17 protein-coding genes are annotated in these 20,818 nt (G+C 69.7%); 11 read left to right on the top strand and 6 right to left on the bottom strand.

Annotated features, from left to right (window positions below):
- The first annotated feature begins 245 nt into the window (after window positions 1–245).
- The 6 genes from ACZ45E_RS38175 to ACZ45E_RS38150 all read left to right on the top strand — a co-directional run bounded on the left by ACZ45E_RS38175 (window position 246) and on the right by ACZ45E_RS38150 (window position 7,404).
- Window positions 246–3,164 (top strand): M14 family metallopeptidase, encoded by a 2,919-nt coding sequence (locus ACZ45E_RS38175; protein ID WP_468230648.1) that lies wholly within the window; start codon window positions 246–248, stop codon window positions 3,162–3,164.
- Between the two features lie 189 nt (window positions 3,165–3,353).
- The gene (gene gap, locus ACZ45E_RS38170) at window positions 3,354–4,364 is read left to right on the top strand and encodes a type I glyceraldehyde-3-phosphate dehydrogenase (protein WP_468230646.1); all 1,011 of its coding nucleotides are present in this window, start codon (window positions 3,354–3,356) and stop codon (window positions 4,362–4,364) included.
- 114 nt (window positions 4,365–4,478) lie between these two features.
- Entirely contained in the window at window positions 4,479–5,690 is a 1,212-nt protein-coding gene (locus ACZ45E_RS38165; protein ID WP_468230644.1) for a phosphoglycerate kinase, read from the top strand.
- A 6-nt stretch (window positions 5,691–5,696) separates the two neighbouring features.
- Window positions 5,697–6,473: a triose-phosphate isomerase gene (gene tpiA / locus ACZ45E_RS38160; RefSeq protein WP_468230642.1), complete on the top strand. Its 777-nt coding sequence runs from the start codon at window positions 5,697–5,699 to the stop codon at window positions 6,471–6,473.
- A 134-nt stretch (window positions 6,474–6,607) separates the two neighbouring features.
- Window positions 6,608–6,838, top strand: a complete 231-nt coding sequence (secG, locus tag ACZ45E_RS38155; protein ID WP_324766249.1) for a preprotein translocase subunit SecG — start codon at window positions 6,608–6,610, stop codon at window positions 6,836–6,838.
- A 230-nt stretch (window positions 6,839–7,068) separates the two neighbouring features.
- Complete coding sequence (locus ACZ45E_RS38150; RefSeq protein ID WP_072483070.1) at window positions 7,069–7,404, top strand: RNA polymerase-binding protein RbpA; 336 nt, start codon at window positions 7,069–7,071, stop codon at window positions 7,402–7,404.
- Window positions 7,405–7,460: 56 nt separating this feature from the next.
- On the opposite strand, the gene ACZ45E_RS38145 is transcribed toward ACZ45E_RS38150, so the two are convergent.
- Window positions 7,461–8,342: a MurR/RpiR family transcriptional regulator gene (locus tag ACZ45E_RS38145; RefSeq protein WP_468230639.1), complete on the bottom strand. Its 882-nt coding sequence runs from the start codon at window positions 8,340–8,342 to the stop codon at window positions 7,461–7,463.
- Between the two features lie 125 nt (window positions 8,343–8,467).
- Between ACZ45E_RS38145 and ACZ45E_RS38140 the strand changes: the two genes are divergently transcribed.
- The 4 genes from ACZ45E_RS38140 to ACZ45E_RS38125 all read left to right on the top strand — a co-directional run bounded on the left by ACZ45E_RS38140 (window position 8,468) and on the right by ACZ45E_RS38125 (window position 12,651).
- Complete coding sequence (locus ACZ45E_RS38140) at window positions 8,468–9,469, top strand: N-acetylglucosamine kinase (RefSeq protein ID WP_468230636.1); 1,002 nt, start codon at window positions 8,468–8,470, stop codon at window positions 9,467–9,469.
- A gap of 77 nt (window positions 9,470–9,546) precedes the next feature.
- Window positions 9,547–10,311, top strand: a complete 765-nt coding sequence (locus ACZ45E_RS38135) for a sugar isomerase domain-containing protein (protein WP_468230633.1) — start codon at window positions 9,547–9,549, stop codon at window positions 10,309–10,311.
- Between the two features lie 117 nt (window positions 10,312–10,428).
- The gene (gene pgi, locus ACZ45E_RS38130) at window positions 10,429–12,102 is read left to right on the top strand and encodes a glucose-6-phosphate isomerase (RefSeq protein ID WP_468230631.1); all 1,674 of its coding nucleotides are present in this window, start codon (window positions 10,429–10,431) and stop codon (window positions 12,100–12,102) included.
- Window positions 12,103–12,168: 66 nt separating this feature from the next.
- A complete protein-coding gene (locus ACZ45E_RS38125; RefSeq protein WP_468230628.1) occupies window positions 12,169–12,651 on the top strand; it encodes a DUF2087 domain-containing protein in 483 nt (160 codons plus the stop codon).
- Window positions 12,652–12,713: 62 nt separating this feature from the next.
- Here the strand turns inward: ACZ45E_RS38125 and pgl are convergent, their stop codons facing one another.
- The 5 genes from pgl to tkt form a co-directional block, all read right to left on the bottom strand.
- A complete protein-coding gene (gene pgl, locus ACZ45E_RS38120; protein ID WP_468230626.1) occupies window positions 12,714–13,493 on the bottom strand; it encodes a 6-phosphogluconolactonase in 780 nt (259 codons plus the stop codon).
- Window positions 13,490–14,620 carry a glucose-6-phosphate dehydrogenase assembly protein OpcA gene (gene opcA / locus ACZ45E_RS38115; protein WP_468230623.1) on the bottom strand — a complete coding sequence of 377 codons (1,131 nt, stop codon included), beginning with the start codon at window positions 14,618–14,620 and terminating at the stop codon, window positions 13,490–13,492. The genes pgl and opcA overlap by 4 nt, the downstream gene beginning before the upstream one ends.
- A complete protein-coding gene (gene zwf, locus ACZ45E_RS38110) occupies window positions 14,617–16,146 on the bottom strand; it encodes a glucose-6-phosphate dehydrogenase (RefSeq protein ID WP_468230620.1) in 1,530 nt (509 codons plus the stop codon). The genes opcA and zwf overlap by 4 nt, the downstream gene beginning before the upstream one ends.
- 4 nt (window positions 16,147–16,150) lie before the next feature.
- Window positions 16,151–17,269 (bottom strand): transaldolase, encoded by a 1,119-nt coding sequence (gene tal, locus ACZ45E_RS38105; RefSeq protein ID WP_468230617.1) that lies wholly within the window; start codon window positions 17,267–17,269, stop codon window positions 16,151–16,153.
- A gap of 64 nt (window positions 17,270–17,333) precedes the next feature.
- Complete coding sequence (tkt, locus tag ACZ45E_RS38100) at window positions 17,334–19,421, bottom strand: transketolase (RefSeq protein WP_468230614.1); 2,088 nt, start codon at window positions 19,419–19,421, stop codon at window positions 17,334–17,336.
- Between the two features lie 450 nt (window positions 19,422–19,871).
- On the opposite strand from tkt, the gene ACZ45E_RS38095 reads away from it, so the two are divergent.
- Window positions 19,872–20,729: a heme o synthase gene (locus ACZ45E_RS38095; RefSeq protein ID WP_468230654.1), complete on the top strand. Its 858-nt coding sequence runs from the start codon at window positions 19,872–19,874 to the stop codon at window positions 20,727–20,729.
- Window positions 20,730–20,818 lie beyond the last annotated feature (89 nt).

The raw sequence follows: 20,818 nt of genomic DNA, 5'->3' as shown, positions 1-20,818 counted from the left end.
GGGGGGAGGAGGAGGGGGGGCGCAAAAAGGGGGGAGGGCGAACCGGTGGAGAAAACACAACAGGCGCCAGGGGGGGGGGGGGGGGGGGGGCGGAACGGGGGGGGCCCCCCCCCACCGGCCTTTCCGCTCCCCCCGAAGGTGCCCTCCGGCCCCCTTGACTTGACCTTGAACTGTCATGAGTCTGGCGGCTGTTCGCTTCTGTGGCAGCACGCCACGACCGCGGCAGACAACTGCAAGGGGGGCTCATGAGACGAAGAGCGAGATCGATCCTCGCTGTCGGAGCACTTGTCCTGGGGCTGGGAGGGGCCGTACTCGCGCCCGTCGCCCAGGCGCAGGACGGAAGTTCAGCGAGCCAGGACCCCGGCGCGGACGCCGTCAAGGTGTTCCGCGCCGAGGTGTCGAAGGAGCAGGTGCCCCTGCTTCTCCAGGCGGGCCAGGACGCCCATGAACTCAGCGAACAGGTGCCCGCGAAGGGCACCGCGGAAGTCGAGGTCTACTTCACCGACCGGCAGGCCGACGCGCTGCGCGGCAAGGGCGTGAAGGTCACCGAGCACCGGCTGCCGGCCTCGGCGCGGGCCCGGGTCGCGGCGGCGGGCGACGGCGTCTTCCGCCCGTACAGCGGCAAGGGAAATCTCCAGGAGGAGATCGTCCGCACCGGCCAGGAGCACCCCGGCCTCACCAAGGTCGTCTCCATCGGCAAGACCGTCCAGGGCCAGGACATCCTCGCGCTGAAACTCAGCAAGGGCGCCAAGAAGGTCAAGGACGGCGCCAAACCCTCCGTGCTCTACATGTCCAACCAGCACGCGCGCGAGTGGATCACCCCGGAGATGACCCGCCGCCTCATGCACTACTACGTGGACAACTACGCCAAGGACCGGCGCGTCAAGAAGATCGTCGACTCCACGGAGCTGTGGTTCGTCCTCTCGGCCAACCCCGACGGCTACGACTGGACGCACAAGGCCGCCGCCAACCGCCAGTGGCGCAAGAACATGCGGGACAACAACGGCGACGGCGCCTACACCACCGGCGACGGCGTCGACCTCAACCGCAACTTCGCCTACAAGTGGGGCTACGACGACGAGGGCTCCTCCCCGCGCCCGGCCAGTGAGACCTACCGCGGTACGGGACCGAACTCCGAGCCCGAGACCGGGGCGGTCGACGCGTTCGAGAAGCGGATCGGCTTCGACTACGCCATCAACTACCACTCCGCCGCCGAACTGCTGCTCTACGGAGTGGGCTGGCAGGTCGCCACACCGACCCCGGACGACGTGCTCTACAAGGCGCTCGCCGGCACCCCGGAGAACTCCGCGATACCCGGCTACCACCCGCAGGTCTCCTCCGAGCTCTACACCACCAACGGCGAGGCCGACGGGCACGCGGCCAACGTGAACGGCGTCTCGATGTTCACCCCCGAGATGAGCACGTGCCAGACGGCCTCGAACGTCGACCCGAACGATGCCTGGCGACCCCAGGACTGCGCGTCGATCTTCACGTTCCCGGACGACGAGAAGCTCATCCAGGACGAGTTCGCGAAGAACGTTCCCTTCGCCCTCTCCGTCGCGGAGACCGCGTCCCACCCGGACCAGCCGTCGTCCTCGGTCGGCCTGGAGGCGCCCGACTTCACCCCGGCGACCTTCTCCACCTCGTACGCGCGCGGTGGGGACCAGGAAGTCTCCGTCGTCGCCCGTAAGTCCGTACGTGACAAGGAGCTGAACTACCGCATCAATGGCGGTCGTTCGCAGGACGAGGAATTGCGCGCCTGGAAGGGCGGTGAGACCTACGGGGGCGAGGACAATCTCCACTTCGACGCCTATAGGGCGAAGGTCGAGGGCGCCGATGTCGGCGACAAGGTAGAGGTGTGGTTCACCGGTCGCACGAAATCCGGAAAGCGCGCTTCCAGTGACCACTTCACGTACACCGTCGCCGCGCGCCCCAAGGCGGACACTCTCGTCGTGGCGGAGAACGACGCCACCGGTCGGCGAACAGCGGCCTATGTGGACGCGCTCAAGGCGGACGGCCGCAAGGCCGCCGTCTGGAACGTCGCCACGCAGGGCGTACCGGACGCGCTCGGAATCCTCGGACACTTCAAGACGGTCGTGCACTACACGGACGCCGACCGCCCGGGACTCGCCACGCAACTGGCCCTGCGCGACTACCTCAACGAGGGCGGCAAGCTGATCGAGGCGGGCGAGAAGGCGGGCGGCTCCGTCGCCATCGGCTCCACCACGACCAACGACTTCAGCCAGTACTACCTGGGCGCCTACTCCCGCACCGCGGCACCGGTCGCCAGCCGCTTCGACGGTTCCGGCGAGCTCGCCGGGGTCGCGGCGGCCCTCGGCGACGCGCCGGGCAACCCGCTCGACGGCGCCGGTCTGTTCGAGGCCACGTCGGCCACCCTGCCGCAGTTCGAGAGCGCCGGGGCCGGCCAGTACGAGGGCGCGGGCATGGCCGCCGCCGTGCACACCGACGACGCCTACAAGCGGCTGACCCGCACCATCGACCTCAGCGGCGTCTCCGCGGCCGACGGACCGTCCCTGCGGACGCAGTTGTTCTGGGACACCGAGACCGGCTACGACCACGTGATCCTGGAGGCGCACACGGTCGGCGCCGAGGACTGGACGACCCTGCCGGACACGGGGGGCCTGACCACGAACGCCGTACCCGCCGAGTGCGAGGCCGGCTTCCTGATCGAGGACCACCCGGCCCTCAGGCGCTACCTGACGCCCGACGGGGCGGCCTGCGCGAACACCGGCACCTCCGGGGCCTGGAACAGCCTCACGGGCTCCTCGGAGGACTGGAAGACGGTCACCTACGACCTGAGCGCCTACGCCGGCAAGTCCGTCGAGGTCTCCCTCAGCTACGTCTCCGACCCCGGCAGCGGCGGCGAGGGCGTACGGGCGGACAACCTCTCCGTCGTCATCGGCGGCCAGGCCACCGGGACCGAGGGCTTCGAGACGTCCCTGGGCGTCTGGCAGGTCCCCGGGCCTCCGCAGGGCAGCCCCGCCGCCGTGGAGGACTGGGCGCTCGCCAAGGACCTGTTCACGACATACGGGGCGATCAGCACCCCGGACACGGTTCTCCTCGGATTCGGACTGGAACACGTCACGACGCCCGCCGATCGAAATGCGCTCATCAGAAAGGCGCTGCGCTCAATTAGCGACTGATCGGCTCTGAAATACCCGGGAAATATGCGGCGGCCCGTACGTTACTGGCGAGTACGGGCCGCTGTGTCCTGCATAGGGCCGCTCGATGTCACCCCAAGCCCTTATGGGAGGTAGGGTCGGGAGCGGTCGGGGACATCCCAATACATCTCGCCGGCGTCGAATCCGGCGTACCAACGAGGAGATCGGTTCGTGACGATCCGCGTAGGCATCAACGGCTTTGGCCGCATCGGTCGTAACTACTTCCGCGCGCTGCTGGAGCAGGGTGCGGACATCGAGATCGTGGCTGTCAACGACCTGGGTGACACCGCGACCACCGCGCATCTTCTGAAGTACGACACCATCCTGGGCCGTCTCAAGGCCGAGGTGTCGCACACCGAGGACACCATCACCGTCGACGGCCACACCATCAAGGTGCTCTCCGAGCGCAACCCCGCCGACATCCCGTGGGGTCAGCTGGGGGTCGACATCGTCATCGAGTCGACCGGCATCTTCACCAAGAAGGCCGACGCCGAGAAGCACATCGCCGGTGGCGCCAAGAAGGTCCTCATCTCGGCTCCGGCCAAGGACGAGGACATCACGATCGTGATGGGCGTCAACCAGGACAAGTACGACGCGGCCAACCACCACGTCATCTCCAACGCCTCCTGCACCACCAACTGCGTGGCGCCGATGGCCAAGGTTCTCGACGAGAACTTCGGCATCGTCAAGGGCCTGATGACGACGGTCCACGCGTACACGAACGACCAGCGCATCCTGGACTTCCCGCACTCGGACCTGCGCCGCGCCCGCGCCGCCGCCGAGAACATCATCCCGACCACGACGGGTGCCGCCAAGGCCACCGCCCTGGTCCTGCCGCAGCTCAAGGGCAAGCTCGACGGCATCGCGATGCGCGTCCCGGTCCCGACCGGCTCCGCCACCGACCTCGTCGTCGAGCTGCAGCGCGAGGTCACCAAGGACGAGGTCAACGCCGCGTTCAAGAAGGCCGCCGACGACGGCGACCTCAAGGGCTTCCTGACCTACACCGAGGACCCGATCGTCTCCTCGGACATCGTCGGCGACCCGTCCTCCTGCACCTTCGACTCCTCCCTGACGATGGTTCAGGAAGGCAAGACGGTGAAGATCCTCGGCTGGTACGACAACGAGTGGGGCTACTCGAACCGCCTCGTGGACCTGACGGTCTTCGTCGGTGGTCAGCTCTAAGGTTCCAGAGCAACAAGGCAGCTCGATGTGAGCGAAGGTCCGGACCCGCGCGCAGCCGCGCGTCGGTCCGGGCCTTTCGCGCGTCAGCCTCACAGCCTCACTAGGAGTCCAGTCATGAAGACCATCGAGGAACTTCTCGCCGAAGGGGTCGACGGCAAGCGGGTGTTCGTCCGCGCCGACCTCAACGTGCCGCTGGCCGACGGCCTGATCACCGACGACGGCCGCATCCGCGCCGTCCTGCCCACCGTCGAGGCCCTGGCCGGCGCGGGCGCCAAGGTGATCGTCGCCTCCCACCTGGGCCGCCCCAAGGGCGCCCCGGACCCCGCGTTCTCCCTGCTGCCCGCCGCCGAGCGCCTCGGTGAACTCCTGGGCAAGCCGGTCGCGTTCGCCCAGGACACGGTCGGCCCCGCCGCCCACGACGCGGTGAACGGCCTGGAGCCGGGCCAGGTCGCCGTCATCGAGAACCTGCGGTTCAACGCGGGCGAGACGAGCAAGGACGACACCGAGCGCGGCGAGTTCGCCGACCAGCTCGCAGCCCTGGCCGACATCTACGTGGGCGACGGCTTCGGCGCCGTGCACCGTAAGCACGCCTCCGTGTACGACCTCGCGAAGAAGCTGCCGCACTACGCCGGCTACCTCATCGCCACCGAGGTCGGCGTCCTGAAGAAGCTCACCGACGACGTCAAGCGCCCCTACGTGGTCGCGCTCGGCGGCGCCAAGGTCTCCGACAAGCTCGCCGTCATCGACCAGCTGCTCGGCAAGGCCGACCGGCTGCTCATCGGCGGCGGCATGGCGTACACGTTCCTCAAGGCCAAGGGGTACGAGGTCGGCATCTCCCTCCTCCAGGAGGACCAGATCCCGGTCGTCACCGAGTACATGAAGCGCGCCGAGCAGAACGGCGTGGAGATCGTGCTCCCGGTCGACGTCCTGGTCTCCACGGAGTTCCCCGACCTCAAGACCAAGGCCCCGGCCAACCCCACCACCGTCGCCGCGGACGCCATCCCCGCCGACCAGGAGGGCCTGGACATCGGCCCGGAGACCCGCAAGCTGTACGCCTCGAAGCTCGCCGACGCGCAGACCGTCTTCTGGAACGGCCCGATGGGCGTCTTCGAGCACCCCGACTACGCCGAGGGCACCAAAGCGGTCGCCCAGGCCCTCCTCGACTCCCCGGGCTTCACCGTGGTGGGCGGCGGCGACTCCGCCGCGGCCGTCCGTACCCTGGGCTTCGACGAGAAGGCATTCGGCCACATCTCGACCGGTGGCGGCGCCTCCCTCGAGTACCTCGAGGGCAAGACGCTGCCCGGTCTCGCCGCACTGGAGGACTGACCCTTAATGAGCACGCGCACGCCGCTGATGGCGGGCAACTGGAAGATGAACCTCAACCACCTCGAGGCCATCGCCCACGTCCAGAAGCTCGCCTTCGCCCTCGCGGACAAGGACTACGAGGCCGTCGAGGTCGCCGTCCTGCCGCCCTTCACCGACCTGCGCTCCGTCCAGACGCTGGTCGACGGCGACAAGCTCAAGATCAAGTACGGTGCCCAGGACCTCTCGGCGCACGACTCCGGTGCGTACACCGGTGAGATCTCGGGCCAGATGCTGGCCAAGCTCAAGTGCACGTTCGTGGCGATCGGCCACTCCGAGCGCCGGCAGTACCACGACGAGACCGACGAGATCGTCAACAGCAAGGTGAAGGCCGCCTACAAGCACGGCCTGACCCCCATCCTGTGCGTCGGCGAGGAGCTGGACGTGCGCGAGGCGGGCGACCACGTCTCCCACACGCTCGCCCAGGTCGAGGGCGGCCTCAAGGACCTGCCCGCCGAGCAGGCCGAGACCGTCGTCATCGCCTACGAGCCCGTCTGGGCCATCGGTACCGGCAAGGTGTGCGGCGCCGACGACGCGCAGGAGGTCTGCGCGGCGATCCGTGCCAAGCTCGCCGAGCTGTACTCGCAGGACGTGGCCGACAAGGTCCGCATCCAGTACGGCGGTTCGGTGAAGTCCGGCAACGTCGCCGAGATCATGGGCAAGCCGGACATCGACGGAGCCCTGATCGGCGGCGCCTCCCTGGACGCCGAGGAGTTCGTCAAGATCGTCCGGTTCCACGAGCAGTGATTCCCGAGTGGCGCGACCTGTGAGTATGCGCTAGCGGTGATACGTCGTACCCTTGCGGGGCCGAAGCTCTTCTCCATCATGGGCTTCGGCCCCGTCGTCCGAAAAGTTCCGAGGAAGTTGGTCCAGCCGTGGTTATGGGGTTCTCGATCGCCCTGATCGTCTTCAGCCTGCTGCTGATGCTCCTGGTGCTCATGCACAAGGGAAAGGGCGGCGGCCTTTCCGACATGTTCGGTGGCGGCATGCAGTCCTCCGTCGGCGGCTCGTCGGTCGCCGAGCGGAACCTGGACCGGATCACGATCGTGCTCGGTCTGCTCTGGTTCGCGTGCATCGTCGTGCTCGGCATCCTGATGAAGATCAACAACTGACTTCGCCGGCCGGGCCCTGGGCTCGACCCGTCACAACTGCACAGAGCTCACGTAAAGCCCCATGTCCGGTACGCGCCCAACAGCGCCGCCTATCATGGGGCTTGCGTCTAGGGGAGGGCAGGTAACTCCAATCACTGGACGCGCGTTGGGCCTTACGTAGACTGAGGCGCTCCGCGGCGAAGCGAGACGCCGACACGCTTCGCGGCACCATCACGCAGGGAGTTACGACCGTGGCAAGTGGCAACGCGATCCGAGGAAGTCGGGTCGGGGCGGGGCCGATGGGCGAGGCCGAGCGCGGCGAGTCCGCGCCGCGCCTGCGCATCTCCTTCTGGTGCTCGAACGGGCACGAGACGCAGCCGAGCTTCGCCTCCGACGCGCAGGTGCCGGAGACCTGGGACTGTCCGCGCTGCGGCTTCCCCGCCGGGCAGGACCGGGACAGTCCGCCGGACCCGCCGCGCACAGAGCCGTACAAGACGCACCTCGCCTACGTACGCGAGCGGCGCAGCGACGCGGACGGCGAGGCGATCCTCGCGGAGGCCCTCGCCAAACTGCGGGGTGAGATCTAGATTTCGGACCGGCCGGGTGCCCCTCAGGGCGCCCGGCCGGTGCCGTTGGCCGGGCTTCAGGAGCGGCGGCGTGGACGCGCCGCGTGCTCCTCGGAGATGTGTGCCGTGAGCGCGATCGAGGCGGTCGCCCGCTCATAGGTCAGCTGCGCCACGCGCGCGTAGAGGCAGTCGAGGATCAGCAGCGCCGAGTGGCGGGCGCCGAAACTGCCGCGCCGGAAGCTGGTCTCCGCCGCCGTCCAGGTCAGATGCACCGCGGCCGCCTGCGCGACGGGCGAGCGCGGGTCGCCGGTGACCGCGACGGTCGTGGCACCCCGCTCGGCGGCGAGCCGCAGCGGGGCCAGCACCTCGCGGGTGCGCCCCGAGTGGGAGAGAGCGACGGCCGCGTCCGCCGGTGTCAGCAGCGCCGCCGAGGTCTGCGCGGCGTGCACCTCCGTCCAGCCGCGGGCCGGCATGCCGATGCCGAACAGGCGGGCCTCCGTCTCGCGCGCCAGGATGCCCGAGCCGCCCACTCCGTAGACGTCGATGCGGCGCGCCTTGGCGAGTGCCTGGGCCGCCGCCTCCAGGGCGCCGCGGTCCAGCTGGTCGCGGGTGCTGCGCAGCGCCTGGAGGTCCGCGTGGGCGACGACGGAGATCAGGTGCTCCAGATCGTCGTCCGGGCCGATGTCGGGGCCGAGGGGCCGGTCGTGCCCCGTGTGATCGTCCTCGTGGTCCTTCTCGCCCTGCTCCTTGGCGAGTTCGAGCAGCAGCCGCTGGTACGTCTCCAGGCCGAGGGCCTGGCAGAACCGGGTGACGGTGGCCTGCGAGGTGCCGGTGCGACGCCCCAGGTCGGCCGCCGAGATCCCCGCGACCGCGGCGGGGTCGGCCAGCACATATGCGCCGACCTTGCGCAACGATCCGCTGAGCGTGGGCAGTTCGGAGCGGATCCGGGCTGTGATCATGGGGGTCTCTCGGTGCCGGTGGTGTGGGTCTGGGGTGGTGCCAGGGTTCCGGCCGGGCCAGGTCCGGTGGTGCCCGGCGGTATCGGGGTGTTGTCCCGTGCTGAATCTATCAATCATCATGCGGTGTGCTGACTGAATCCATCGTTCGATACGTCGCTCCGCTCACCGTTGGCATCGACGCCGGAGGCACCCGGGTGCGGGCGCGCTGCGTCGACGCGGACGGCCGCGTCGTCGGCATCGGACACGGCGGCCCGGGCAACGCGCTCGGCGTCGAACGCCCCTCACTCGTCCGGCACTTGGCGCAGGCGCTGGAGGCTGCCGTCCCGGTGGGAGTGCGCGGCGCGGTGGCCGGGATCGTCGGCGGCTTCGCCGGCGCGGGGGAGGGCGGCGGCTCGGTGCGCGGGCGCGGCGTCGCCGAGGAGTGCCTGGTCGAAGCGCTGGCCCTGCTGGGCATCGCCGGTGCGGCGCTGCGCGTGTACGGCGATGTGGAGGTGGCCTGCGCCTCCGGTCCGGGCGCCCCGGCCGACGGGCTGGTGCTGGTCGCGGGGACCGGCGCGGCGGCGGCGCGGGTGGCCGGGCGGCGCACGGTGCGCGTCGTGGACGGGGACGGGTGGCTGCTCGGCGACACGGGCAGCGGCTTCTGGCTCGGGCAGCAGGCGTTGCGCGGCGCGCTGCGGGCGGTGGACGGCCGCGCGGAGTGGGGGCCGCTGGTGACGCTGGTGCTCGACCGCGTGGTGCCGGGGCGGGCGGACCCCGCACTCGACTGGGGCGGGCGGCACCGCCTCAAGCAGGCGATAGCGAGCTGGGCCTACGCGCAACGACCGGTCGTACTGGCCGAGTTGAGCCCCCTGGTGGCGTCGGCGGCGGAAGGCGGCGACGCCTGGGCGCGAGCGCTGCTCGACGAGGCCGCCGCACAACTCGGCGACACCGTAAGGACGTTAGACCCCGAGCCCGGGGAATCGCTGGTCGTCACGGGCGGACTCCTCGGCCCTGGTGGCCCCTTGCGGGAGCGGTTGCGCGCGGCCGTGGAGCCGCTGGGACTGCGCTGCACCTCCGTGCCGGACGGGACCGGGGGCGCCGTGGCCCTGGCGCGATTGCTGCTCTCCGAATCGCCGGGGATGCCTTGACGGGAGTCACCCGCCTGGTTCAACCTTTCGCTTCGTAGGGCTTCAATTGAATCAATGAACCGAAGGTGGTCGGGGTCATGACGGAACAGCTGCTCGGCGCGGCCGAGTTGGCGGACCAGGTGCGCGCGCACGTCGAGCGCGCCGTCGCCACGAACAAGGACGGCGTCACCGCCGCGGCCCGCCTCATCGCGGACTGCGTCGCCGCCGACGGCGTCGTGCACGCCTTCGGCACCGGCCACTCGCAGGCGACCGCCCTGGAGATCTCCGGGCGCGCGGGCGGCCTCATCCCCACCACCCGCGTCGCCCTGCACGACCTCGTCCTGCGCGGCGGCGAGGACCGCTCGGTCCTCGCCGACCCGCTCCTGGAGCGGCGCCCCGGGCTCGCCGCCCGCCTCTACGAACTGAGCACCCCGCGCCCACAGGACCTGTTCGTGATCATCTCCAACTCGGGCGTCAACAACTCCATCGTCGACATGGCGCTCCTGGTCAAGGAGAAGGGGCACCCGCTGATCGCCCTCACCTCGCTGGAGCACACCCGCGCGGTCCCCGCCCTGCACACGAGCGGCAGCCGCCTCGCCGACCACGCCGACGCCGTCCTCGACAACTGCGCGCCCACCGGCGACGCGATCCTGCCGCTGCCCGACGGGGCCAGGCTCTGCGGCGTCTCCACGATCACCTCCGCGCTGCTCGTGCAGATGGTCGTGGCCGAAGCCGTGGCCCTGCTGCTCGCCGAGGGCCACGAGCCGCCCGTCTACGTCTCCGCCAACCTGCCCGGCGGCTTCGAGCGCAACGGCCGCCTGGAGGACCACTACGCGGGACGCCTGCACCGCGGCGGCCACTGACCCGCACGGCCGTGCCCCGCCCGGACAGACCGCTCATACCGACCGCTGATCGATTAGGTTGGTCGGAGCAGCGGGGCAAGGCACGTACGCACGTACGAGAGGCGGCTGGAGTCCGAGATGAACGCGTTCGAAGCAGGCACAGAGGGCCGCACGCGGCTCACCCGGACGGCCGAATGGCAGGCGCTGGCCGAGCACCGGAAGCGGCTGGGCGACGTGCAACTGCGCGAGCTGTTCGCCGCGGACCCGGCGCGCGGCTCCGGCCTGGTGCTCGACGTCGGTGACCTGCACCTCGACTACTCCAAGCACCTGGTCACCGAGGAGACGCTGCGGCTGCTGCGCGAGCTGGCCGCCGCGACCGACGTCTTCGGCCTCCGCGACGCCATGTTCCGCGGCGAGAAGATCAACACGACCGAGGACCGGGCCGTGCTCCACACCGCGCTGCGCGCCCCGCGTGACGCGGTGATCGAGGTCGACGGCGAGAACGTCGTGCCGGCGGTGCACGCGGTCCTCGACAAGATGGCCGTCTTCGCCGACAAGGTCCGCTCCGGCGAGTGGACAGGACACACCGGCAAGCGCATCAGGAACATCGTCAACGTCGGCATCGGCGGCTCCGACCTCGGCCCCGCGATGGCCTACGAGGTGCTGCGCTCCTTCACCGACCGCGACCTCACCGTCCGCTTCGTCTCCAACGTCGACGGCGCCGACCTGCACGAGGCCGTCCGCGACCTCGACCCCGCCGAGACGCTGTTCGTGATCGCCTCGAAGACCTTCACCACCATCGAGACGATCACCAACGCGACCTCCGCGCGCACCTGGCTGCTGTCCGAGCTGAAAGCCGGTCAGGAGGCCGTCGCCAAGCACTTCGTGGCGCTGTCGACGAATACCGGGAAGGTGGCGGAGTTCGGCATCGACACGGCCAACATGTTCGAGTTCTGGGACTGGGTCGGCGGCCGGTACTCGTACGACTCCGCCATCGGTCTGTCTCTGATGATCGCCATCGGACCCGACGCCTTCCGCGAGATGCTCGACGGCTTCCACCTCGTCGACGAGCACTTCCGCACCGCCCCCGCCGAGACCAACGTGCCGCTCCTCATGGGCCTGTTGGGCATCTGGTACGGCAACTTCCACGACGCCCAGTCGCACGCCGTACTGCCCTACAGTCACTACCTGTCGAAGTTCACCGCCTACTTGCAGCAGCTCGACATGGAGTCCAACGGCAAGTACGTGCAGCGCGACGGCGACGAGGTCGGCTGGCAGACCGGCCCCGTGGTGTGGGGCACCCCGGGCACCAACGGCCAGCACGCCTACTACCAACTCATCCACCAGGGCACCAAGTTGATCCCGGCGGACTTCATCGGGTTCGCCGAGCCCGTCGCCGACCTCCGGCCGGGGCTCGCGCCCCAGCACGATCTGCTGATGGCCAACTTCTTCGCGCAGACGCAGGCGCTGGCCTTCGGCAAGACGCCGGACGAGGTGCGCGCCGAGGGCGTGCCCGACGAGCTGGTGCCGCACAAGACGTTCAAGGGCAACCACCCCACGACGACGATCCTCGCGAAGTCCCTCACGCCGTCCGTGCTCGGGCAGTTGGTCGCCCTCTACGAGCACAAGGTGTTCGTGCAGGGCGCCGTGTGGAACATCGACTCCTTCGACCAGTGGGGCGTCGAGCTCGGCAAGGTGCTCGCCAAGCGCCTTGAACCCGCCCTGACGGAGGGCGCGGACGTGCCAGGACTCGATACGTCGACCAAGGCGCTCGTAGCCACGTACCGGCAGTTGCGGGGCCGTTCCGGTTAAACGGGTGCGGGGGCGGCGCCCGGCGGGTGAGACTGCCCGTTCGTGACCCAGCCGGGAGGCACCCCTGTGGATCAGCTCATGTCGGCCCTCGCCGACCCCGAACGACTCAAGCTGTACGCGCGCATAGTGCTCGACGAGCTGTCACCGCGCGAGGCCGACTCCCCGGCCGCGCGCAAGCATCTGGGCAGGCTGGTCGCCGCCGGGCTCGTCGAGCGGCTCGACGACGGGTCGCTGCGCGCCGGGCCCGAGGTGTTCCGCCGCGCCCGGACCGCCGAATCCGCCACGGGCGTCCCGCGCCACCTCACCGGCTTCTTCGCCCGCGGCCGGCTGACCGCGATCCCGGTCCGCCCCGCGGTGCGCCACGAACTCCTCGTCCATCTCACGGACACCCTCTTCGACACCGGCCGCACCTACAGCGAGGGCGAGATCAACGCGGCGCTGCTCACGGTCCACGACGACACCGCCGCCCTGCGCCGCTACTGCGTCAGCGACGGCCTGCTCGTCCGGGAGGAGGACGGCACCGACTACCGGGTCCCGCAGCACGCGTAAGGCCCCGCATCCGGGCGGATGCGGGGCCTTACGCGTGTGTCGCCCTAGAGCCGGGCCGGAACTTACGCGACGGCCGGCGGGTACAGCTCCGGCGGCAACTGCGACGCGGCGGCCGCGTCGAGCAGCCACAGCGTGCGCGAGCGACCGTACGCACCCGCCGCGGGGGCCTGGATCTCGCCCGCGCCGGACAGGGCGATCGCGGCCGCCTTCGCCTTGTCCTCGCCGGCCGCGAGCAGCCACACCTCGCGGGCGGCCCGGATCGCCGGGAGGGTGAGCGTGATCCGGGTGGGCGGGGGCTTGGGGGCGCCCCGCACACCGACCACCGTGCGCTCCGTCTCACGGACGGCGGGCAGCTCGGGGAAGAGCGACGCGACGTGCGTGTCCGGGCCGACACCGAGCATCAGGACGTCGAAGGTCGGCACGGGGCCGTGGTCCTCGGGCCCCGCCGCCGTGGCGAGCTCGGCCGCGTACACCTCGGCCGCGGCGTCCGGCTCGTACGGGCCGTCCGACGCGGGCATGGGGTGCACGCGGTCGGGGTCGAGCGGCACCGAGTCGAGCAGTGCCTCCTTCGCCTGCGTGTAGTTGCGCTCCGGGTCGCCGTCCGGCAGGAACCGCTCGTCGCCCCACCACAGGTCGAGGCGGCTCCAGTCGATGGCGTCCCGGGCGGGCGCCGCCGCGAGCGCCGCCAGCAGGCCGTTGCCGTTGCGGCCGCCGGTGAGGACGACGGAGGCGTAGCCGCGGGCCGCCTGGGCGTCGACGATCTTGGTGATCAGCCGGGCCGCGGCGGCCTGCGCCATCAGCTCCTTGTCGCGGTGGACGACGAGCTGGGGTGCCGCGCTCACTTCGCCGCCGCCTTCTTGGCCGGAGCCCTCTTGGCCGGAGCCTTCTTCGCGGGCGCCTTCTTGGTGGCCGCCTTCTTGGCAGGCACCTGTTTGGCGGGCGCCTCCTCCTCGGGGGCTGCCTTCTCCTCCGGGGCCGCCTTCTCCTGCGGGGCAGGAGCCGCCTCCGTCGGAGTCTCCGCGGTCGTCCGCGTCCGCTCGGTGGACTCGGCCAGCCGGTCCACGCCGAACCGCAGCGAGGACGCGTACGTGTCGTCCGGGTCGAGGCGGCGCAGCTCCTCCGCGATCAGCTCGGACGTCTCACGGCGCTTCAGCGCGACCGCCCGGTCCGGCTGGCCCTCGATGGAGAGCGTGGCCAGGATGCCGTCGGCCCGGTCGAGGACGATCGGGCCGCAGGTGGACTCCATACGGACACCGGTCAGGCCGGGACCCGGCGAGAGGGTGCGCCGCACGGGCACGTCGAGCCGGTCCGCGAGCCACATCGCGAGCAGCTCGCAGCTCGGGTTGAACTCCTCGCCCTCGACCTCGACCGACGTGACGTCGCACGCCACCTGGTCCAGGGCGGCGGCCAGCATGGAGCGCCACGGCGTGATCCTGGTCCAGGACAGATCCGTGTCGCCCGGCGCGTAGGACGCCGCGCGGGCCTCCAGCTCGTGGATCGGCTGCTCGGCCGCGTACGTGTCCGTGACGCGGCGCTGGGCCAGCGCGCCCAGCGGATCCTGCGCGGGGTCGAGCGGCGCGTCCACGGGCCACCACACGACCGTCGGGGCGTCGGGGAGCAGCAGCGGCAGGACGACCGACTGGGCGTGGTTGATGACCTCGCCGTAGAGGCGGAGCACGACCGTCTCGCCGGTGCCGGCCTCGACCCCGACCCGCACCTCCGCGTCGAGCCGCGACTTCGTGCGGTCGCGCGGGGAGCGGGCGGCGCGCTTGATGACGACGAGCGTGCGCGAGGGGTGCTCGCGCGACGCGTCGTTGGCCGCCTTCAGCGCGTCGTAGGCGTTCTCCTCGTCGGTGACGATGACGAGGGTCAGGACCATGCCGACGGCCGGGGTGCCGACGGCGCGGCGGCCCTTCACCAGCGCCTTGTTGATCTTGCTGGAGGTGGTGTCCGTGAGGTCGATCTTCATGGCCGGCGCCAGCTCCGTCCGTCTCGTGCGAGCATTTCGTCCGCCTCTGCGGGCCCCCACGTGCCGGACGGGTACTGCGCGGGCTTGCCGTGCGTGTCCCAGTACTTCTCGATCGGGTCGAGGATGTTCCAGGACAGCTCGACCTCCTCCGTGCGCGGGAAGAGGTTGGAGTCGCCCAGGAGGACGTCCAGGATGAGCCGCTCGTACGCCTCCGGGCTGGACTCGGTGAAGGACTCGCCGTAGGCGAAGTCCATCGACACGTCCCGGATCTCCATGGACGTGCCCGGCACCTTCGAGCCGAAGCGGACCGTGATGCCCTCGTCCGGCTGGACGCGGATCACGATGGCGTTCTGGCCCAGCTCCTCCGTCGCCGTGTGGTCGAAGGGGGAGTGCGGGGCGCGCTGGAAGACGACCGCGATCTCGGTGACACGACGGCCCAGACGCTTGCCGGTGCGCAGGTAGAAGGGGACGCCCGCCCAGCGGCGGTTGTCGACCTCCAGCTTCACGGCCGCGTAGGTGTCGGTCTTCGACTTGGGGTCGATGCCCTCTTCCTGGAGGTAGCCGACGGCCTTCTCGCCGCCCTGCCACCCGGCCGCGTACTGGCCGCGGACCGTGTTCTCGCCCAGGTCCTTCGGCAACCGGATGGCGCCGAGCACCTTGGCCTTCTCGGCGACGAGCGCGTCCGCGTCGAAGGAGGCGGGCTCCTCCATCGCGGTGAGCGCCATCAGCTGGAGCAGGTGGTTCTGGATGACGTCACGGGCCGCGCCGATGCCGTCGTAGTAGCCGGCGCGGCCGCCGATGCCGATGTCCTCGGCCATCGTGATCTGCACGTGGTCGACGTAACTCCGGTTCCAGATCGGCTCGAACATCTGGTTGGCGAAGCGCAGCGCCAGGATGTTCTGGACGGTCTCCTTGCCGAGGTAGTGGTCGATCCGGAAGACCTGGTCCGGGTCGAACACCTCGTGCACGATCGCGTTCAGGTCCTTCGCCGAGGCGAGGTCGTGACCGAACGGCTTCTCGATGACGGCGCGCCGCCAGGAGCCCTCGGGCGCGTCCGCCAGGCCGTGCTCCTTCAGCTGCTGCACGACCAGGGGGAAGAACTTGGGGGGGACGGAGAGGTAGAACGCGAAGTTCCCGCCCGTCCCCTGCGACTTGTCGAGGTCCTGGATCGTCGACTTCAGGGTCTCGAAGGCCTCGTCGTCGTCGAAGTTGCCCTGGACGAAGCGCATGCCCTGGATGAGCTGCTGCCAGACCTCCTCGCGAAAGGGGGTGCGGGAGTGCTGCTTGACCGCGTCGTGCACGACCTGGGCGAAGTCCTCGTCCTCCCAGTCGCGGCGGGCGAACCCGATCAGCGAGAAGCCCGGCGGCAACAGACCCCGGTTGGCAAGGTCGTACACAGCGGGCATCAGCTTTTTACGTGACAAATCGCCCGTGACGCCGAAGATCACCAGCCCCGACGGCCCCGCGATACGCGGGAGCCGTCGGTCTGCGGCGTCACGGAGCGGGTTGGCTCCGTGTGCGGTCAAGGTTTCAGCCCTCCGAAGGGGCGAGGCGCTTGAGCTCCGCCTCGGTCGACTTGAGCAGGTCGTTCCAGGACGCCTCGAACTTGTCGATGCCCTCGTCCTCGAGGAGCTGCACGACCTCGTCGTAGGAGATGCCGAGCTTCTCGACTGCCTCGATCTCCTTGCGGGCCTGGTCGTACGTGCCCGCGATCGTGTTCCCGGTGATCTGGCCGTGGTCGCCCGCGGCCTCCAGCGTGGCCTCCGGCATGGTGTTCACCGTGCCCGGGGCGACCAGGTCGTCGACGTACAGGGTGTCCTTGTACGCCTTGTCCTTCACGCCGGTCGAGGCCCACAGCGGACGCTGCTTGTTGGCCTGCGCCTTGTCGAGCGGGGCCCAGCGGTCGGAGGAGAAGACCTCCTCGAACGCCTCGTACGCGAGCCGGGCGTTGGCGAGGCCGACCTTGCCGCGCGCCGCCTTGGCCTCCTCCGTGCCGAGGGCGTCGATCCGCTTGTCGATCTCGGTGTCCACACGGGAGACGAAGAAGGACGCGACCGAGTGGATCTTGGACAGGTCCAGGCCCGCGGCCTTCGCCTTCTCCAGACCGGCCAGGTAGGCGTCCATGACCTCGCGGTACCGCTCCAGGGAGAAGATCAGCGTCACGTTCACGCTGATGCCCCGGCCGATGACCTCGGTGATCGCGGGCAGGCCCGCACGGGTCGCCGGAATCTTGATGAGCGTGTTCGGCCGGTCCACCAGCCACGCCAGCTGCTTGGCCTCGGCGACCGTGGCGTGCTCGTTGTGCGCGAGCCGCGGGTCGACCTCGATCGAGACCCGGCCGTCCTGGCCGCCGGTCGCGTCGAAGACCGGGCGCAGGATGTCGGCGGCGTCGCGGACGTCCGCCGTCGTGATCATGCGGATGGCCTCTTCGACGGTGACCCGTCGGGCGGCGAGGTCGGAGAGCTGCTGGTCGTAACCGTCACCCTCCGAGATCGCCTTCTGGAAGATCGACGGATTGGTCGTGACGCCCACGACGTGCTGCTGGTCGATCAGCTCGGCGAGGTTGCCGGACGTGATCCGCTTGCGCGACAGGTCGTCCAGCCAGATCGCGACGCCCTCCTCGGAGAGGCGCTTCAGTGCGTCTGTCATGGAAATTGCATCTCCTACGTGTCTGGGGGTCCGGGGTTCTCCCCCGGAAGAACCCCGTCGGGCGTCAGCGCTGGACCGCGGCGAGGGATTCCCGGGCCTTGGCCACCACGTTCTCGGCAGTGAAACCGAACTCCTGGAAGAGGACCTTGCCGTCGGCCGAAGCACCGTAGTGCTCCAGCGAAACAATGCGCCCCGCGTCACCGACGTACTTGTGCCACGTCAGACCGATGCCGGCCTCGACCGCGACCCGGGCCTTGACCGACGGCGGCAGGACGCTTTCCCGGTACCCCTGGTCCTGCTCCTCGAACCACTCGACCGAGGGCATCGACACCACACGAGTGGCGACACCCTCCGCCTCCAGGGTCTCGCGCGCCTCGACGGCGAGCTGCACCTCGGAGCCGGTGGCGATGAGAATGAGGTCCGGCGTGGCCTTCGACGCCTCGACCCGAACGTAGCCACCCTTGACGGTGTCCTCGTTCGCGTCGTACGTCGGCACACCCTGGCGGGTCAGGACCAGGCCGTGCGGGGCGCTCTTGCCATAGTCCTTCTTGCCGCGCTTGAGGATTTCGCGCCAGGCGATGGCCGTCTCGTTGGCGTCGGCCGGGCGGACCACGTTCAGGCCCGGGATGGCGCGCAGCGAGGCGATGTGCTCGACCGGCTGGTGCGTCGGGCCGTCCTCGCCGAGGCCGATGGAGTCGTGCGTCCACACGTACGTCACCGGCAGGTGCATCAGGGCCGACAGGCGCACGGCGTTGCGCATGTAGTCGGAGAACGTCAGGAACGTGCCGCCGTAGATGCGGGTGTGGCCGTGCAGCGCGATGCCGTTCATCTCCGCGGCCATGGAGTGCTCGCGGATACCGAAGTGGATCGTACGGCCGTACGGGTCAGCCTCCGGCAGCGTGTTCCCTTCCGGAAGGAAGGACGACGTCTTGTCGATCGTCGTGTTGTTCGAACCGGCGAGGTCGGCGGAGCCGCCCCACAGCTCGGGGATGACCGGGCCGAGCGCCTGGAGGACCTTGCCGGACGCGGCGCGCGTGGCGACACCCTTGCCCGTCTCGAAGGCCGGCAGCTTCTCCTCCCAGCCCTGCGGCAGCTCACCCGCGTTGATGCGGTCGAACTCCGCGGCGCGCTCGGGGTTGGCGGAACGCCACTCCTGGAACGACTTCTCCCACTCGGCCTTGGCCTGGGCGCCGCGGTCGAGGGCCTTGCGGGTGTGGCCGATGACCTCGTCGGAGACCTCGAAGGTCTTCTCGGGGTCGAAGCCCAGCACACGCTTGGTGGCGGCCACCTCGTCGTCGCCCAGCGCCGAGCCGTGCGCGGCCTCGGTGTTCTGCGCGTTCGGGGCGGGCCAGGCGATGATCGAGCGCATCGCGATGAAGGACGGCTTGTCCGTGACCTTCTTGGCTTCCTCGATGGCGTTGTAGATCGCCTCGTGGTCGAGGTCGCCGTCCGGCTTCGCGGCGACCCGCTGGACGTGCCAGCCGTACGCCTCGTACCGCTTGCAGGTGTCCTCGGAGACCGCCGTCTCGGTGTCGCCCTCGATCGAGATGTGGTTGTCGTCCCACAGCAGGACCAGGTTGCCGAGCTTCTGGTGGCCCGCGAGCGAGGACGCCTCGGAGGAGATGCCCTCCTGGAGGCAGCCGTCACCGGCGATCGCGTAGATGAAGTGGTCGAACGGGGAGGTGCCGGGGGCCGCCTCCGGGTCGAAGAGGCCGCGCTCGTAGCGGGCGGCCATCGCCATGCCCACCGCGTTGGCGACACCCTGGCCCAGCGGGCCCGTGGTCGTCTCGACGCCGGTGGTGTGGCCGTACTCCGGGTGGCCGGGGGTCTTGGAGCCCCAGGTCCGGAACGACTTCAGGTCATCCAGCTCCAGGCCGAACCCGGCCAGGTACAGCTGGATGTAGAGGGTCAGGGACGAGTGGCCCGCGGACAGGACGAAACGGTCCCGGCCGACCCAGTCGGCGTCCGCCGGGTCGTGCCGCATCACCTTCTGGAAGAGGGTGTACGCGGCCGGGGCCAGGCTCATCGCCGTACCGGGATGGCCGTTGCCGACCTTCTGTACGGCGTCGGCGGCCAGGACGCGCGCGGTGTCTACGGCCCGCTGGTCCACATCGGTCCACTCGAGGTCAGTGGTGGTCGGCTTGGTGCTCACCCTGGGTCAGGGCTCCTCTCCACATGTCTTGTACCGGTGACGTCGGTCTCACCGGCTGTTGTCGAGCCTACCCCTGCTGGAACAAGCATTCTTTCGAGTCATTCCAGACTGCCGGGACTCCGTGCAATCCGCCTCCTGACAGGGATGGACGCCCTTCCTCACCTGATTACGGAGCCGCTCATCCGGGGGCTCGTCCGAGGCTTCGCGGGCTCATCCGCAGGAGCCTTTCAACACGACCCACCCCCGCGAAGGGCGAGGTATAGGCAACGTCTAGAGTGGCGTGGTACGCGCGAGCCTTTACCGGGACTTCACATCAAGTGGACTGCTTGGGGCTCGCTGGAGTCTTTGTCAGGGGTGTGCGTGACGGCCGTCGAATCCCGTCCAGCGGGAGCGCTGACGAGCAGCAGCAACCAAGGCCGGAGGCCGTTCGGTGCTCGCGTCAAGGCGTTCGTGGCGCTGACCAAGCCGCGGATCATCGAGCTGCTGCTGATCACCACGGTGCCGGTGATGTTCCTCGCCGAGCAGGGTGTGCCCGATCTGAAGCTGGTGCTGATCACCTGCCTCGGCGGCTACCTCTCCGCGGGCGGCGCCAACGCGCTGAACATGTGGTACGACCGCGACATCGACGCCCTCATGGACCGCACGTCGCAGCGGCCGCTGGTCACCGGCATGGTGAGCCCGATCGAGTGCCTGGTCTTCGGCATCACCCTCGCGGTGATCTCCACGCTTCTCTTCGGCTTCGCGGTCAACTGGCTGTCGGCCTGGCTGTCGCTGGGCGCGCTCCTCTTCTACGTGATCGTCTACACGATGATCCTGAAGCGGCGCACGTCGCAGAACATCGTGTGGGGTGGGATCGCGGGCTGCCTGCCCGTCCTCATCGGCTGGTCGTCGGTGACCGACTCCATGTCGTGGGCGCCGGTCATCCTCTTCCTGGTCATGTTCTTCTGGACGCCGCCGCACTACTGGCCGCTGTCCATGAAGGTGAAGGAGGACTACGCGCGCGTGGGCGTGCCGATGCTTCCGGTCATCGCCTCCAACAAGGTGGTGGCGCGCCAGATCGTCCTCTACAGCTGGGTGATGGTCGCCGTCTCGCTGCTGCTGACGCCGCTCGGCTACACGGGCTGGTTCTACACGGTGGTCGCGCTCCTGGCGGGCGGCTTCTGGCTGTGGGAGGCGCACGGGCTGCAGAACCGCGCCAAGGCCGAGGTCACGGGCGGAAAGCTCAAGGAGATGCGGCTGTTCCACTGGTCCATCACCTACGTCTCGCTGCTCTTCGTGGCGGTGGCGGTGGACCCCTTCCTGCGCTGACCGCTCGCAAGCGCCTGCCGATGGGTGGGGTGCGTGGCCCAGGCCACGCACCCCACCCATCGCTTGTTTCGCTACTCGTCGGTAGCATC

It is taken from the genome of Streptomyces sp. NPDC030991 (genome assembly GCF_055571235.1).
This window is presented reverse-complemented; position numbering and strand designations above follow the sequence as displayed.

What these genes read in the sequence shown, in the direction of transcription:
- ACZ45E_RS38135 (WP_468230633.1), top strand. Translation starts at nt 9,547, where the DNA reads ATGACGGAACAGCTGCTCGGCGCGGCCGAGTTGGCGGACCAGGTGCGC.
- pgi (WP_468230631.1), top strand. Translation starts at nt 10,429, where the DNA reads ATGAACGCGTTCGAAGCAGGCACAGAGGGCCGCACGCGGCTCACCCGG.
- tpiA (WP_468230642.1), top strand. Translation starts at nt 5,697, where the DNA reads ATGAGCACGCGCACGCCGCTGATGGCGGGCAACTGGAAGATGAACCTC.
- tal (WP_468230617.1), bottom strand. Translation starts at nt 17,269, where the DNA reads ATGACAGACGCACTGAAGCGCCTCTCCGAGGAGGGCGTCGCGATCTGG.
- ACZ45E_RS38175 (WP_468230648.1), top strand. Translation starts at nt 246, where the DNA reads ATGAGACGAAGAGCGAGATCGATCCTCGCTGTCGGAGCACTTGTCCTG.
- ACZ45E_RS38145 (WP_468230639.1), bottom strand. Translation starts at nt 8,342, where the DNA reads ATGATCACAGCCCGGATCCGCTCCGAACTGCCCACGCTCAGCGGATCG.
- secG (WP_324766249.1), top strand. Translation starts at nt 6,608, where the DNA reads ATGGGGTTCTCGATCGCCCTGATCGTCTTCAGCCTGCTGCTGATGCTC.
- opcA (WP_468230623.1), bottom strand. Translation starts at nt 14,620, where the DNA reads ATGAAGATCGACCTCACGGACACCACCTCCAGCAAGATCAACAAGGCG.
- ACZ45E_RS38165 (WP_468230644.1), top strand. Translation starts at nt 4,479, where the DNA reads ATGAAGACCATCGAGGAACTTCTCGCCGAAGGGGTCGACGGCAAGCGG.